Below are 15312 nucleotides of genomic sequence, written 5' to 3' on the forward strand. Positions count from 1 at the left end.
GCCTCTCCGACGACGGCATCGACTTCATCTGCCAAGTCATCCGGGAGGCGGCCGGGTGATCCCGGGCCAACGACGGACCCGGACGTGAAGGTCCTCCTGGTCAACCCCCCCTTCGATCCCGAAGAATCGGTCGGGGAAAGCAGCTCAGTCAGGTTCGTCCTCAACATCACCCCTCCCCTGGGGTTGGCGTACCTGGGCGCGGTGTTGGAACGGGCCGGATACGCCGTCAAGATCGCGGACTACACCTCCCGTGCCCCCCTCCCCCCCCTCCCGGAGCTGGCGGCGGATTTCTCGCCGGACCTGGTGGGCATCACCGCCACCACCCCCTCCTTCGGCAGCGCGCGGCGGGCGGCCGTCGCCGTCCGGGAAGCCCTGCCGAAAACCCTCCTGGTTCTGGGGGGGGCGCAAGCCACCGCCTGCCCTCGGGAAAGCCTAGAGAAAAGCGGCTTCGACGCCGTCATCGTCGGGGAAGGAGAAGAAACCGTCCTCGACCTGGCGGCGGCGGCCGAGGCGGGGGCCTGGACGGAACGCCGGGCGGAGATCGCGGGGATCGCCTACCGGGACGCGGAGGGCGTCCGGGTCAACGAAAGGCGCCCGTACATCCGGGACCTGGACTCGCTCCCCCTTCCCGCCCTGCATCTCCTGCCCCCGCTGGAGACCTACCACCCGACTCCCGCCTCCTACCGCCGGCTCCCGGTCGGCATCGTCATGACCAGCCGGGGGTGCCCCAACCGCTGCACGTTCTGCGACCGGGCGATCTTCGGTAACGCCACCCGGTTCCACAGCCCGAACCGGGTCCTGGAGGAGATCGACCGCCTGGTCACCCGGTTCGGCGCCCGGGAGATCAGGTTTTTCGACGACACGTTCACCCTCCACCGCCAACGCACCCTGGAGATCTGCCGAGGCCTCCGGGAAGCGGGCCGGAGACTCCCCTGGACCTGCCTGACCGCGGTCCGCGCGGTGACCCCGGATCTGCTGAAGGAGATGAGCCGGTCCGGTTGCTGGCAGGTGCTGTTCGGGCTGGAATCCGGCGACGACCGCATGCTCCGGCTCCTGGGCAAGGGAAACACCGTGGAACTCAACCGCAAAGCCGTCCGTTGGGCGCAGGAAGCGGGGTTGGAGGTGCGGGGCGATTTCATCGTGGGTACCCCCGGGGAAACCATGGAAAGCCTGGAAAATACGCTCCGGTTCGCCATCGAGTCCAAGCTCGACTACGCCCATTTCAACAAGTTCACTCCTTTCCCCGGGACGGAGCTTTTCCGGCGGCTCCACGCCGAGGGTTACTCCTTCGATTTCGACCGGGGCTGCAGCATTCTCGACCACGGAGCCCTGCTCTATGTCCCCCCGGGCCTCGACGAGACGGACTACCGCGCCTGGCTGGACCGGGCTTTCAAACGCTTCTACCTGCGGCCGGCCCATATCGCCCGCCGGCTCCGGGCGGTCCGGACCTGGCCCCAGTTGCGCGGCCAGGTCCGGGGAGCGGCCAGCATCATCGGGCTCTGAACCGTGAAAACTTCCGCAGTGCACGATCTGCTCGAAACGGAAAAGCCCGGAGGCGAAACCGTCTTCAACGATTCCCTGGCCCGACATACTTCGTTCGGAACCGGGGGGCCGGCGGAATGCCTCGTCTTTCTGGCCGGCGACGAGCCCCTGGCCCGGCTCCTTCCCCTCTTGAACGATCGAGAAATCCCCTGGCGGTTCCTGGGAGGGGGAAACAACGTCCTGGTCGCGAACGAAGGAGTCCCCGGCGTCACGTTCAGGCTGCCGGCCCGGCCGGTGCGGGCGCTGCCGGGGGGGCGCCTGCGGGCGGGAGGAGGGACCCCCCTCCCCCTTCTGCTGGAAGCCGCGGCGGAGGCAGGCCTGGGCGGCCTGGAATTTGCGGCCGGGATCCCGGGTACGGTCGGGGGGGCGCTAACCATGAACGCGGGGACCGCGGAGGAGAACGTCGGCTCCCTGGTCGATCGGGTGGCGGCGAGAGACGCGACCGGCGCGCGGTTCGAATTTCCCGGGGCCGAGGGCGGCTTCGGCTACCGCCGCAGCCGGTTCCCGGAGAACCGCGAAATCGTGGTCGAGGCCGACTTCGCCCTGATCCCGGCCGACGGGCGCGCGGTGAGGGAAAAGATGAGCAGGGTCCGGACGGAGCGTTCAAAACATTTTCCCCGGGGAAGGTCAGCCGGTTGTTTCTTCAAAAACCCCCCGGGAAATTCGGCCGGACGCCTGATCGAAGCGGCCGGCTTGAAGGGCAAACGCCTGGGCGAAGCGGCCGTTTCCCGGAAACACGCCAACTTCATCGTCACCACCGGCCACGACTCGGAGGAGATACGCAACCTGGGGCGGCTGGTCCGGCAGGAAGTCCTTATGCGGTTCGGGGTCAGGCTGGAGCCGGAAGTACATTTTTGGGGTTGGAAAAAAGTTTTTTGACAAATCCCGGACTTTTTACTATATTGATCCCAGCATTGGGCTAATCGGCTACAGGCAGCCATCAGTAACACAGGAGGTGAGCAGATGAAGCGAGCCCTAGCATTGGCCGTAGCCTTCATGGCCGCGGGAGCGCTGATCACCGGCGCCGCCGCCGCCGCGACCGTCGTGTCGGAAGGTTTTGACGGCTTCGACACCGGCACCCGCCCGTCGGGCTGGGTATTTACCGGGTGCGACCAGAACAGCGATACCTACACCACCGCCGGCAACTACGGGGCGGCTTCGCCCTCCATCAAGTTGGACGCCACCGGCGACGCCATCACCACCGACACGTTCGTCAACCCTTCCGCCGCCAGCATGGTTCTTTCCGTCTGGCTGCGGGGAATGGCCACCAACGAATCCTCCAACCTGGCCATTGACGAATACTTCGGGGGCGGATGGAGCTCGGTCACCGACATTCACGGCCTCCCGCTCACCGGGACCGTCATCGGCGACCTCGACCTCAACGCCTCCACCACCCAAGTCCGGTTCACCTACAACAAGGACGCCGGAAACCTGGGGTTGGATGACGTCCTGATCGAGACCGGCGCCACCACGGTGTCCACCACCACCGGCACCACCACCATCGTCACCACCACCATCGTCACCACCAGCGCCACCATCGAGCACTTCGTCATCGATTACGACGACTACACCGGTGACGGCTTCACCGATGCCGCCGTCTTCGATGCCGGGTCGTTCTACGTGGAAAACGTCGGCACCATCAGCATGGGCTCCGCCGGCGACATCCCGGCCTCCGGCGACTTCAACGGCGACGGCACCGCCGACGCCACCGTCTACAGCGGAGGCACCTGGATCATCAACGGCCTGACCAACATCACCTTCGGAAGCGCGGGCCAGATCCCGGTTCCCGCCGACTACAACGGCGACGGCACCACCGACGCGGCCACCTACAGCCCGACCTTCGGGATGTGGTACATCCGCGGGATCACCGAGGTCCAGTACGGCGGCAACGCCGCCGACGTCCCGGTTCCCGGCGATTACAACGGCGACGGCACCGCCGATCGCGCTCTCTATCGCTGGACCGTAGCCGAGCAGGGCAAGTGGTACATCGACGGCATGGAAGTCGTGTCCTGGGGCGGTATCTCCACCGATCTCCCGGTCCCGATGGACTATGACGGCGACGGCACCACGGATACCATGATCGTTCGCGATTATGGCACCCACTACCGCTGGCTGCTGCCGGGCGGCGCGTACCCGACCTGGGGTATCCCCTCGGTCGACACCCCTCTCACCGGCGATATAACCGGCGACGGCGCGAGCGACCTCGTTATCTGGAGGCCGCACAAGACCCGCTGGTTCGCTTCGCCGAGTATCGGGGGAGTGGAACGGTTCAACTACGGTCCCACGCAAGGGACTGCTGCCATCGGCGCCTCTTACTGAGGCACCTGTAGCCCCAAAGGAAGCCGGGCCCGTTTTCGGGCCCGGCTTCCTTTTTTTTAGATTCTTGCCCGAAGGGGGCCCGACGCATACACTATCCCTGCCCGGATACACTCCGGGGAACGGGTCCGTTACCCGGGCGGAACAGGCCGGGAAAGGAAACCGGGCCCCGGAACGCCAACCCCGGCTCGACCAGAAAATGAAGATAGCGTTCGTCAAGCCCCCCGCCACCTACGCCAACTGGTACCGGCGGCCCCTCCTGGGGATCGCCAGCCTGGCCGCCTATCTGGAGCGGCACGGCTACGACTGCCGTATTTTCGATTCGGTCTTCTCCGGGTGGAGCGAAGCCGAACTCATGGCGCAGCTCGATTCCTACGGCCCCGACCTGGCCGCTTTCACGGCCATGACCCACGAGATCGACGCCGCCGGCAGAATCGCGCTCCGCCTCCGGCAGGGGGGAACGTGCGCGACCGTCGTCGGGGGCTGCCATTTCAGCGCCCTGCCGCAAAGGACCCTGATCGAATTCCCCGGTTTCGATTACGGGATCGCCGGCGAGGGCGAAGAACCGCTGCTGGCCCTGACCCGGAGCCTGGAGAGCGGAGGGAAGCCCGACCGGTCGATTCCGGGCCTGGCTTCCCGGCCCGAAAAAGGCACGGTGGCTTTCAACCATCCCGCCCCCCCTCTTTCCGGGGAAGCGCTCGACCGGCTTCCCTTTCCGGCTTTTCACCTGTATTTCGGGGACGACTCGGGAGCTCTGGCCGGGACCGGGGACGAGTATCCGATCCTGAGCAGCCGGGGATGCCCCTACCGCTGCGCGTTCTGCATGCAAGCGCTGGGACGAACGGTCCGGCTGCGCTCGGCGGAGCGGATACTGGAAGAGATGAAGGCCGCCGTCGACGCTTACGGAGCCCATACCTTCAACTTCATCGACGAGATATTTCTGACCGACACCCCCCGGACGCACGATCTCCTGGAACGGATGATCTCCTCGGGGCTGAGCCGAAGCATCCGCTGGAGCGGCCTGACCCGGGCCAACCTGGTCTCGGGGAAACTGGTGGAGAAGGCCGCCCGGGCCGGTTGCTTCCGCCTGGAGATGGGGGTGGAATCCGGAGACGACCGGATCCTGAAAAAAATAGACAAGGGCATCACGGTGGCGGAAGTGCGCGAGGCCGCCCGGCTGATCAAGCAGGCCGGCATCGAATTTCACGCTTACTTCATCATCGGCCACCCCGGCGAGACCGTCGCCACCATCGCCCGGACGGCCGATCTGGCCGTGGAACTGAACCCGTCCAACATCGCCGTCGGGATCATGGTCCCCTACCCGGGCACCGCCATCTACCGCATGGCCCGGGAAGGCCGGGAAGGGTACCGGCTGCTCAGCGAAGACTGGACCCGGTACGATAAATACGGCGTGGGCGTCCTCGAAGTCTCCGGTTTTACCCCCCGCCAGCTGCGGAAATGGCAGCGCCGGATCATGCTCGGTTTTTTCCTGAAAAACCGCCGGTTTCTGAACCTGGCCGGGTACTTCTGGAAACGGCGGCGCGCCCTCTGGTACTTTCTCGGAAACCGCCTGCGCGGGAGACGAACCTGACCCATGAACATCAGGGCGTGGGGAAGCGGAACCGCGGCGGGGGCGATGCTCGCCGGCCTCGTCCTGGCGCCGCTCCCCTACGGATCGGTCCTCCCCTGGGCCCGGTCGTTTCTGGAGATCTTCTCTTTCCTGGCCCTGGGGCTGGTCCTCGCCGGGGGCCGGCGGCGCGGGGCTTTCGACGGGAAGCGGCTCACGCCCCTGGCCTGGGGGATGGCTTTCCTGGTGGCGGGAGGCCTGATCCAGATCCTCCCCCTCCCCCCGGGCCTATTGCGCCTGCTCAGTCCCGGCTCCGCCGCCGTCTGGGCCGGAAAAACTCCGAGCGGATGGGCTCCGATCTCCGTCGCCCCCGGCCTGACGGCCGACAACCTTCTGCTCCTGGCGGCGGGCTGCGCCCTCTTCTGGGCGGCGGCGCTCTTTCGCCCCGCGCCCGGGGCGCGGCCCGGGAACTTTCCTTCCCTCCTGATCGGAGCGATCCTGACCGTCGGGTTCGTGATCTCCGTGGCGGGGATCGCCCGGCATTTCAGCGCTCCCCGGGAAATTTACGGGATCAGGGAGATAACCCGGGGCGCTCCCTTCGGCCCCTTCGTCAACCGGAACCACTTCGCCGGTTATATCGAAATGATCATCCCCTGCGGTTTGATCCTGCTTTTCGCCCCGCCCTCTTCCCGCCCCCAGGCCTTCCTGCGGCGCTTGTTCCGTAAATTCACCAGCCGCGATCCCCGCCCCATCCTGATCGCCTTCATGGTAACGGTCATGACCTGGGCGCTCCTCCTCAGCGGATCGCGGGGCGGCATCGTCTCCCTCGCCGCCGCCACGGGCTTTCTGGCCGCCTGCGCCCGCCGGGCGGGGCTGCTCACGTCCAAAAATTGTTCCAGGATCATCATCATCCTCCTGGCGGGGGCCGTCGCCTTCGGAGTCTGGTTCGGGTGGCGCCGGGTCGGGCACCGCTTCCAGGGCATCGAGGGCACCCCCCTCCGGGTCCGGGTCTGGTCGGATTCCCTGGAAGCGGCCGGAAGCTTCCCCCTCTTCGGCTCCGGCCTGGGCACCTTCGCCGAAGTGTTCCCCTCCTATCAATCTTTCCCCTTCAACTACCGCTTCACCCACGCCGAAAACGATTACGTCCAAATGGCGCTGGAGATGGGCGCGTGGGGGACGGGGGGAGCGCTCTGGCTCCTGTTCTTCTGGTACCGGGCGGTCTTCGCCGGGATCAGGCCGGGCGGGGGCGGACCGGTCCTCAGCACCCGCCGGGGGTTTTCGATCTCTCCCCTGGGCGTGCTGCTCGGGACTTCGGCCGGCGTCACCGCCCTTCTCGTCCACGAACTCTTCAACTTCAACCTCCACGTCCCCTCCAACTTCATCCTCTTCTGCGCCCTGGCCGGACTGGCCGCCGGCGCCGCCGGCGAAACTTCCCATGAATGAGCCCGCCCCGAAAACCGGCCGGGTTGGGTGGCTGGCGGCGCGGGGAATATACCTGGCGGGCAACCTGCTTCTGAGGGGAAGCCGGCGGATACTGTACGGCCCCTGCACCCCGGAGCCCGAACGGATCCTGGTCTTCCGAACCGGGAACCTGGGTGATTCCTTCTGCGCCCTGCCCGTTTTCCTGGCTCTGAGGAAACGTTTCCCCGGCGCCCTCCTCACCCTGCTCACGGCGGAGGCGGAACCGGGGTTGCCCGACTGCGCGGAGATTTTCCGCGAGTTCGCCCCGGCCGACGCTCTCCTGCGCTTTCCCGGCCGCGCGCGGCGGAAGGGTTCCCTGCGGGCCCTGGCCCGACGGCTGCGGCGCGAACGTTTCGATCTGGTCGTCTACCTGGGACAGTCCGCCGCGCCCTTGCGCCGGATTTTGCGAGACCTGGTCTTTTTCCGCTGGGCCGGCGCGCGCTCCGCCGCCGGGTTCGCCTGGAACCGCCATTTTTTCTTCCGGAAGGCTCAGACCGCCCGGGCCCGGTTCCCCGGCGAGACCGCCCGTCTGGCCCTCAACCTGACGGCGATCGGAATCGATCCGGCCGACCTGCCGCAGCCGCCCCCTCCCCCGGTCCCGGCGGACCGGCTGCCCCCGGGTCCGGGAAGAACCGTCGCCATCCACCCCACGGCCAAGTACCAGGCCAAGCTGTGGCCGGAAGAGCGTTTCGTCGAAGTCGCCGAGGGCCTGGCCCGGCGCTATCCCGACGCCCGCTTCCTGGTCGTCGGCGACGCCGGGGCCGGGCCCTTCGGCCGGAAACTGGAACGGATTCTGCCGGGACGGATTTCCGACCTGTCGGGACGGTTGAGCCTCTCCGAACTGGCCGGGGTCTTAACCCGGGCGGACCTGCTCATCTCCCTGGACAGCGGTCCGGTCCACGTGGCCGCGGCCTTCGGCACCCCGGTGGTGGGGGTCTATTCGTCCCGGGACTACCCCCGCTCCTGGCACCCCCGGGGAGAGGGACACGAAATCATCCGGACCGACCCCCCCTGCGCCGCCTGCCGGAAAACGGTCTGCGCCTCCCTGGAATGCACCCGGGCGATCGACCCCGGGGCCGTCATCGCGGCCGCCGCACGCATTCTCGACTCCAGGTGCCCATAGCGCGGGCCCGTGTTTTCGATGTATACTTCCGTACCATGAAACGCCCCGTTTTCGTCAAAACCGTCGGCGCGCTGGCCCGGATGGTCCCCTGGAAGGTGCGGGTGTCGTTGGACGGATCGAAGACGCTGCGCCGGCCCCTGCGCCGGCTGATCGAAAGCGCCCTCCCCGACGAACCGGCGGAAGTGACGGTGGCGGGGGGCGCTCTGGAGGGGGCGAAGATGATTCTGGACCTGCGCCGGGAAAAATATCTCTGGCTGGGGACCCACGAAGTCGCGGTTCAGAAGATCCTGGCCGACCTGCTCTCCCCGGCGGACGTGGTCTACGACGTCGGAGCATACGTCGGTTTTTTCACGCTCCTCGCCGGACGCCTCTGCCCCCGGGGCCGGTGCCTGGCTTTCGAGCCCAATCCCGCCTCGTTTCGGAGACTCCAGGCCAACCTCGAGCTCAACCGGCTGGAAAACTGCCAGGCCTTCAACCTGGCGGTGGGCGACCGCGAGGGAGACGCCGATTTCCGCCCCGAGAAAAACCGATCCCCGCTCCAGGGGCACCTGGTCGAACCCGATTACGCCCTGGGGTTTCGAACCCCGCCGGTCCCCCCCATCAGAGTGCGCGTCGTTTCCCTGGACGGCTTCGTCTACCGGGAAGGCCATCCGGCCCCGGGGTTGATCAAGGTCGACGTCGAGGGCGGGGAGCTCAAAGCCCTGGCGGGCATGCGCCGGGTCCTGGCCGAGGCCCGGCCGGCTCTCGTCTGCGAAGTCCATTCCCACGATCTGGCCCGGGAGGCGGCCTCGTTCCTGAAGCGGGCGGGATACGCGGTTTCCGACCTGGAAGAGGGCGCCGCGGGAATAGTGACCCCCGAGCGCTTCACCCGGCGCCGGTACCTCCTGGGGAGGCCGGAGAAAACCGGATGACCGGCACGGGCCCCAGCCTGCTGTTGGCCGCCGCCTCCGGCTACGGGGCGATCGGAGGAAGCTTCGAACGGGCTTTTGCCGCGGCCGGATGCCGGGTCGCCACCGTCAACAACCGCGATTATCTCCCCCTGCGCCTGTCGCGGCCGGGACGGTTGCGGAACCGGCTGATCCGGCGGCGCGCGGTCGCGGACTACAACCGGGATCTGGAAGCGAACGCCCGCGCCGGGAAACCCGATCTGCTCGTGGTTCTGAAAGGGGCGCTGATCCTCCCGGAGACGCTGAAGCGCATCCGGGAGGGGCTTCCCGGAACCCGGATGATCAATATCAACTACGATAACTATTTCTCCCGGGCGGCCGCCAACAACCTGGGAGACCTCCGCGCCCTGATCGAGGTCTACGACGTTTTTTTCCCCAGTAAAAAAGACAATGTCGGAAAACTGAAGGAACTGGGCGCCCGGGAAGTCCGCTATCTCCCCATCGGCTACGATCCCTGCGTCCATTACCCGGTAACCCCGACCGCGGCCGAAGCCGACGTCTACGGCCGCGCCGTCGCCTTTATCGGCACCTGCACCCCGGAGCGGGTAAGGTTCCTGGAGAGCATCGCCGGCGCCGATCTGGGAATCTGGGGCGGTCATTGGGACCGGGTTCCCCGGCGGCTGCGCGGGGCGGTCAGAAACGCCATAGCCTGCGGCCGGGAATTCTCCCTGGCGGCCGGCGCTTCCCGGATCGTGCTCAATTTCCTGCGCCGGGAAAACTGCGACACTCACAACCAGCGCACCTTCGAAATACCGGCCTGCGGCGGATTCATGCTCAGCCAGCGCACGGAAGAGTTGGCGGAGTTTTTCACCGAGGGGGTGGAGTACGCCGCTTTCTCCTCGAGCGAGGAGCTGGCGGAGAAAACCTCCTGGTACCTGGACCACGAGCGGGAACGGGCGCAGATCGCCCGGCAAGGGCGTATCCGGCTGCTCCGGGACGCCCATACCGTTCAAGACCGCGTCGGGCTGGTCATGGAGACGATCGGGGCATGACCTCCCGCCCTTTCCTGCGGCTGCTGGGGGGGGTCACCCGGCGCGTTCATCCCCGGGGAACGGAACGCCTCCTGCGCCGGCTGCACCACCCCGACCGGGCGGCGGAGAACCCCGTTCGGACGCTCCTGGCCTACGACCGAGGCCTGCGGATATCGATCGACACCGGGGACTTCATCGAATGGCGCATTTTCTTCTTCGGCCATTACGAACCGGCGGTTTCCCGCTTTATCCGAAAATCCCTGCCCCGGGGAGGAACCGCCATCGATGTCGGAGCCAACGTCGGCTGCCACGCGCTGATCATGGCCGACGCGGTCGGCTCCGACGGGACCGTGTACGCCCTGGAACCGCATCCCCGTTCCTTCCGGCGTTTGCGCGACAACCTCGCCCTCAACCGCCTGGACGTCTGCCGGCCGGACGCGCTGGCTCTGGGGGACGAGGAAAAGGAAGCGACGCTCTACGGGCCGGGAGAAGGCCGGGCTTCCCGGGGAGTAGCCAGCCTCTACCCCGGGATCGTTCCCGCCCCCCGGGGGTACCCGGTGACCGTGACCACGTTGGACGTTTTCTGCCGGGACCGAAATCCCTCCCGGCTGGACCTGATCAAGATCGATACCGAGGGAAACGAGCTCAAGGTCATCCGCGGGGGCGCAGCGACCCTGGCCCGATACCGGCCGATACTGATCCTCGAGTATTCGCCGCGCACCTGGACCGCGGCGGGAGCCACCCTGGAAGAAGCCGCCGCGGAACTGGGGAAACTGGGCTACCGCCTGGACCCGCTTCCGGGCGGCAAAGGAGATCTCGGCGGACGGGCCAGCGCCGACCTTCTGGGCACCCCCATGGAAAAGGCGGACCGATGAAGATCGGGCATAAAGCCATCCGCGAGACCACGTTCCTGACGGTTCTCAACAACTGCCGGTTCCTGGTGCGGATGACGGCCAACATCTTCCTCGCCCGGCTCCTGGTTCCCGAATACTTCGGGGCGATCGTCTTCAGTTCCGCCATCCTCAATTTTCTCAATCTGGTCGGGCGCTGGGGGACCGAGGCCGCCATCGTCCAGGAAGGGAATCAGGACCACCGCCTGGCCGACACCATCTTCACCCTCACCATCGTCTACGGGCTCTTTATGCTCATGCTGGTTCCGGGGGTGGTGGTGCTGCTGCGGGCCATCGGCAAACTAGGCAACAGCCCCCGGGATATCCGCCTGATCATCGTCCTCTTCTGTCTCACTCCCCCGGTGGTCTTCAAGATTTTCTCCTCGGTCTCCAGGGACGTCATGCTCCGCTCCATGCTCCTGCAGCGGATGGGCATGGTCGAGCTGGTCGGCACCGCGGGCGCCGCCGTGGCCGGTATCGTGACCGCCCTGTCCGGCCTGGGGATCTGGAGCCTGGTCATCTTCCACGTCCTTCTCAATTTTCTTCCCGCTCTGGGTTATTTCCTGTACTCCCCCTATCGTCCCCGCCTGGGCTGGTCGAAGGAGACGGCGCGCTGGTTCTTCTCCTTCGGGAGCAAGCTCTTTCAGGCCTCCATCCTCCAGCAGGTGGTCACCGACGGCGACGAGCTGGTCATCGGAACCCTTAAAGGCGATACGGCTCTGGGGATCTATAACCAGGCCTGGAAGCTTTCCGACATCTTTCAGACCCTCTTCATCACCACTCTCAATCGCGCGACCCTGGCCACCTTTTCCCGGGGCAGCATCTCCATCCCCAGCAAAGCCCGGGCCTTCGAGTTCGTTTCCCGCTGCCTCTTCCGCTTTTTCCTCCCCTTCTACCTGCTCATGGCCTACTACGCCCGGGAACTGATCGTCGGCATCCTCGGAATCCAGTGGATGGGGGTGGCTCCTCTCCTCGTTCTTCTGCTTCCCTGGAGCCTCTGCGAACCGTTCTTCATTCTCAACCGGCAGTGCAACCTGGCCATGGGCCGTCCCCAGAACTACCTCTCCAGCCTCCTGGTCTGCGCCAGCGTCTTCGGGGTGGGGATATTCCCCATGACCCGCTGGATGGGGATACAGGGAGCCGCCCTGGTCCTCGACGTAGCCATCGCGGCGGGCGCGGTGGCCATCTACGCCCGCACCCGCAAGCTTCTCCCCATCCGGCTCCTGAGCAACATCGCTCCCATCCTGGCGGCGGCGGGGCTCTCGTTTCTCGCCCTGCGCTACGTGGACGATTTTCTTCCCCTGAGGGGCCGGCACTGGCTGGTGGTGGTCCAGGGGTGCGTCGTCTACCTGGGGATCTACCTGGCCGGGCTGGGCCTGCTGGAGTGGCGCCATCTCCGCGGCGACCTCGCCCGGTTTTTCTCGTCTTTTTCCGCAGAAGCCCGGCAGGCGGAGGGAAGTTCGTGAAGGTCGAGAAAACCCGGTTGTTCTTTCCCGCTCTCCTGGCCGCCGCCGCGGTCCTGGCCGGACTGGCCGTCGGGTTCTCCCCCCCCTCTCAACCCTCGCCCGCCTACCTGGCCGACGCCCGGGAGCTGCTGGCGGGCGGGGTGATCGCGTCCGATTTCGAAAAGGTCGGTTATCCCATTTTCCTCTGGGCCGGCCTGACCCTGGGGGGAATGGCCGGCATCTACCTGGGGCAGGCCGGTCTTTATCTGGGAACCGTGGCCCTCTCCTGGTTTCTCCTGCGCCGGACCGGCGTGAGCCGGCGCTGGGCGCTGGGAACGGCGGCCCTGGTGGCCCTTCATCCCGTTCTCCTGCTCAACATCACCCGCGTCGTCGACTCCGGACTCTCCGTCTTCCTGCTTCTCTGCCTGTCCGCGGCCCTGTTGCGGACACCGGCTTCCGGCTGGATCCGGGCCGGGGCGGCGGGAGTCCTGGCGGGGATTACCTGGCTGACGCGCCCCAACTATGTGCTCATTCTCGCCCTCATCCCCCTGGAGGAGGTCAAGTCCCGCCTGCCCCGGGCGCGGAGGCTCCTCTGCCTGGCCGCGACCGGAGCCGCCGCCCTGGGAACGGCGGCCCTCCTGACCTGGTGGGCCTGCGGAAAAGTGAGGCTGATGACCACCGACGGCAACTACGCCCTCTTCACCGGAGCCAACCCCTGGACGGCCCGGATGCTCCTCGCCCACGGCCATACCGAAGGCTACACCCCGCAGATCCTGACCCGGATGGGGATCGATCCGGAGCGGCCGGATATCGATCGGGTCTACCGCGAACTCAGCCTCGACTTCATCCGCCGGCACCCCTTGCGTTATCTCGGCTTCGGCGTCCTCAAGGTCGTCAACGTCTTCAGGCCGGATTATTCCCGGCTGGCCGTCTCCACCACCGTCTCTCTCCCCTGGGCGCTGGCGATCTTCCAAACCATCCTCGCCCTGCCTTTCCCCGTCTGGGCGGCGGTGAGGATGCGGCGGGGAAAGGCCGTCGGTTGGCGGTCGCCCCTCCGGGCGGGCTTGTTTCTGCTGCTTTTTATCCTTCCCCTGTTCATCTACAGCTCCAGCTGCCGCTACCGCCTTCCTTTCGACGTCCTCCTGATTCTCGACACCGCCCGGACTCTTTATCTGACCAGGCGCGGAGTCGGAACATGAGGTTTCCCCGGAATCGGGCCCTGGCCGGCGCCGGAACGCTTTTCGGCGCCGGCGTAATCCTGGGAACGGCCGCCGGCGTCTGGCTGGCCGCCGTCAACCGCTATATCCAGACCGGGTTGTACCGCTCGGCCTGGATCTCGCTCCGGGACTCGGCCGACCGCGGCGCGGCCTGGGGCTTGGCAACGGCGGCGGCGGCCGGCGTCATCGCTCTCCTGTGCGCCGCCGCCGGGAAACGGGGACGCGCCGCGGCTCCCCGCGCCGCCGCCTTGACGGCCCTGGCCGGACTGCTCCTTTACGCCGCCGATCTGTTCCTGCGCCTGTTCACCATCTACAACCTGCCCGTAGCCGCGAGCAGGGCCCTCAAGCGGCTCGGCGAGTTGGCCGGAGGGAGGCGCGCGGCGTCCTATCTCTGGGAACTGCCCGGTCGCCACCCCGAAATCCTGGTCCTGGGAGCGGTGCTGGCGGGAGGGATCGTCCTGCTCTACCTGGCCGCCGGACGCTGGAGCCGCCGCCGGGCCGGGCGCGGGGGCGCCGCGGTGGGAGGGGTCGCCCTCCTCGTCCTGGCCGCGCTCAACCTCGTTCCCCTCTTCTTCGCGGCTCCAACCGGGCCCAACGTCCTTCTGATCGTCGTCGACTGCCTGCGCGCCGACCGCCTGGAGGGCAATGAAGACGTATCCAACCTCAACGCCTTCTCCCGGGAAAGTCTGCGCTTTCCCCGGGTCTGGGCCAACGCCCCCTGGACCAAACCGGCCATGGCTTCCCTTCTTTCCTCTCTTCCCCCCACGCGGCATGGAGCCATGAACCCACTCTCGGCTCTCCCCCGGGGCATCACCACCCTCCCCGAGATTTTCCGCGAACACGGCTACCGCACCTTCTTCATCAACGGCGGCAACCCCAACCTCACCCCGGAATTCGGGTTCGGCCAGGGTTTCGACCGGCTGGAAGTGACCGACCGGCGCTTCGGGCCCGACTGCAACCGCGCGCTCTTCCGCCGGTTGGCGCAGACCGGGAACGAGCCCTTTTTCGGCCTGGTCCACTACATGGATCTTCACCTCCCCTACAACGTCAACCCCGACAACCCGCCGCCCCCGGAACCGCTGCCCGACGGGCTGCGGCCGGGGACCCTGGACTACGACCGGGTCATCGCCGAGGCGGGCAGGGAACCGGTGCGGAGTTACCTGCGGGCGCTCTACCGCGGGCAGCTGCGGTTCGTCGATTCGCTCCTGGGAGAGGTGTTCCGGGAACTGGAGCGGACGGGGCGCGCGGACGACACCATCGTGGCGGTCACCGGGGACCACGGCGAGGAGTTGTGGGAACACGGGGGGTTCGGTCACGGCCACAGCCTCTATAACGAACTCCTGGCCGTCCCCCTCCTGATCCGCGTCCCGGGCCGGACGGGACGCCTGGTGGAGGCCGAACCCGATCAGATCGACATCGCGCCCCTCATCCTTTCCCTGGCCGGAATCGAAAACGCCGGAATGGAAGGGACCGGCCTCGACCCCATGTCCGCGGACAACCGAACCCGCCGGCACTTCGCCTGCGCCACCAGCTACGGCGACGAAAAATATTCCCTGGCGGCCGACGGTTTCAAACTGATCGACAATACCGGGCGCAGAGGCGGGAAGACCGCTCCGCTCCTCCCCGTCCGGGAGGCGGGTTTCGAACTGTTCGATCTGACCCGGGATGCCGGAGAGCGGGAAAACCTGGCGGACGCGGAAACCGGCGTCATGACCGGACTCGCGGGAGAACTGCGCCGGCGGGAAGGCGCCCGGCCGGTGGCGGGAAGGCAGACCGCCTCCCCCGACCGGGAGACGGTCGACAAACTCAAGGCCCTGGGCTATCTGCAGTAGC

12 protein-coding genes are annotated in these 15312 nt (G+C 67.0%); all 12 read left to right on the forward strand.

The genetic code is table 11. From position 1 onward, the window contains the following. Positions 1–84: 84 nt before the first annotated feature. The 12 genes from PLZ73_03830 (at position 85) to PLZ73_03885 (ending at position 15311) form a co-directional block, all read left to right on the forward strand. Positions 85–1503: a radical SAM protein gene (locus tag PLZ73_03830; protein ID HOO76996.1), complete on the forward strand. Its 1419-nt coding sequence runs from the start codon at positions 85–87 to the stop codon at positions 1501–1503. 3 nt (positions 1504–1506) lie between these two features. Continuing rightward, positions 1507–2421: a UDP-N-acetylmuramate dehydrogenase gene (gene murB / locus PLZ73_03835; protein HOO76997.1), complete on the forward strand. Its 915-nt coding sequence runs from the start codon at positions 1507–1509 to the stop codon at positions 2419–2421. Positions 2422–2505: 84 nt separating this feature from the next. Beyond that, on the forward strand, positions 2506–3861 hold the full coding sequence (locus PLZ73_03840; protein ID HOO76998.1) for a hypothetical protein: 1356 nt from the start codon (positions 2506–2508) through the stop codon (positions 3859–3861). 196 nt (positions 3862–4057) lie between these two features. Continuing rightward, positions 4058–5449: a radical SAM protein gene (locus tag PLZ73_03845; protein HOO76999.1), complete on the forward strand. Its 1392-nt coding sequence runs from the start codon at positions 4058–4060 to the stop codon at positions 5447–5449. A gap of 3 nt (positions 5450–5452) precedes the next feature. Next, positions 5453–6868, forward strand: a complete 1416-nt coding sequence (locus PLZ73_03850; GenBank protein ID HOO77000.1) for an O-antigen ligase family protein — start codon at positions 5453–5455, stop codon at positions 6866–6868. Then, positions 6861–8009, forward strand: coding sequence for a glycosyltransferase family 9 protein (locus tag PLZ73_03855; protein ID HOO77001.1), 1149 nt, complete (start codon positions 6861–6863; stop codon positions 8007–8009). The genes PLZ73_03850 and PLZ73_03855 overlap by 8 nt, the downstream gene beginning before the upstream one ends. Positions 8010–8044: 35 nt before the next feature. After that, on the forward strand, positions 8045–8920 hold the full coding sequence (locus PLZ73_03860; GenBank protein ID HOO77002.1) for an FkbM family methyltransferase: 876 nt from the start codon (positions 8045–8047) through the stop codon (positions 8918–8920). After that, positions 8917–9948, forward strand: coding sequence for a glycosyltransferase (locus PLZ73_03865; GenBank protein HOO77003.1), 1032 nt, complete (start codon positions 8917–8919; stop codon positions 9946–9948). The genes PLZ73_03860 and PLZ73_03865 overlap by 4 nt, the downstream gene beginning before the upstream one ends. After that, complete coding sequence (locus PLZ73_03870) at positions 9945–10802, forward strand: FkbM family methyltransferase (GenBank protein HOO77004.1); 858 nt, start codon at positions 9945–9947, stop codon at positions 10800–10802. Before PLZ73_03865 ends, PLZ73_03870 begins: the two co-directional genes overlap by 4 nt. Continuing rightward, positions 10799–12283: an oligosaccharide flippase family protein gene (locus PLZ73_03875; GenBank protein ID HOO77005.1), complete on the forward strand. Its 1485-nt coding sequence runs from the start codon at positions 10799–10801 to the stop codon at positions 12281–12283. Before PLZ73_03870 ends, PLZ73_03875 begins: the two co-directional genes overlap by 4 nt. Next, positions 12280–13461, forward strand: coding sequence for a hypothetical protein (locus PLZ73_03880; GenBank protein ID HOO77006.1), 1182 nt, complete (start codon positions 12280–12282; stop codon positions 13459–13461). The genes PLZ73_03875 and PLZ73_03880 overlap by 4 nt, the downstream gene beginning before the upstream one ends. After that, positions 13458–15311 carry a sulfatase gene (locus PLZ73_03885; GenBank protein HOO77007.1) on the forward strand — a complete coding sequence of 618 codons (1854 nt, stop codon included), beginning with the start codon at positions 13458–13460 and terminating at the stop codon, positions 15309–15311. The genes PLZ73_03880 and PLZ73_03885 overlap by 4 nt, the downstream gene beginning before the upstream one ends. Position 15312 lies beyond the last annotated feature (1 nt).

The sequence above is a fragment of the bacterium genome (assembly GCA_035380285.1).
In the GTDB taxonomy this organism is placed as follows: domain Bacteria; phylum Auribacterota; class Erginobacteria; order Erginobacterales; family DAOSXE01; genus DAOSXE01.

What these genes read in the sequence shown, in the direction of transcription:
- PLZ73_03840 (HOO76998.1), top strand. Translation starts at nt 2,506, where the DNA reads ATGAAGCGAGCCCTAGCATTGGCCGTAGCCTTCATGGCCGCGGGAGCG.
- PLZ73_03845 (HOO76999.1), top strand. Translation starts at nt 4,058, where the DNA reads ATGAAGATAGCGTTCGTCAAGCCCCCCGCCACCTACGCCAACTGGTAC.
- PLZ73_03850 (HOO77000.1), top strand. Translation starts at nt 5,453, where the DNA reads ATGAACATCAGGGCGTGGGGAAGCGGAACCGCGGCGGGGGCGATGCTC.
- PLZ73_03855 (HOO77001.1), top strand. Translation starts at nt 6,861, where the DNA reads ATGAATGAGCCCGCCCCGAAAACCGGCCGGGTTGGGTGGCTGGCGGCG.
- PLZ73_03860 (HOO77002.1), top strand. Translation starts at nt 8,045, where the DNA reads ATGAAACGCCCCGTTTTCGTCAAAACCGTCGGCGCGCTGGCCCGGATG.
- PLZ73_03865 (HOO77003.1), top strand. Translation starts at nt 8,917, where the DNA reads ATGACCGGCACGGGCCCCAGCCTGCTGTTGGCCGCCGCCTCCGGCTAC.
- PLZ73_03870 (HOO77004.1), top strand. Translation starts at nt 9,945, where the DNA reads ATGACCTCCCGCCCTTTCCTGCGGCTGCTGGGGGGGGTCACCCGGCGC.
- PLZ73_03875 (HOO77005.1), top strand. Translation starts at nt 10,799, where the DNA reads ATGAAGATCGGGCATAAAGCCATCCGCGAGACCACGTTCCTGACGGTT.
- PLZ73_03885 (HOO77007.1), top strand. Translation starts at nt 13,458, where the DNA reads ATGAGGTTTCCCCGGAATCGGGCCCTGGCCGGCGCCGGAACGCTTTTC.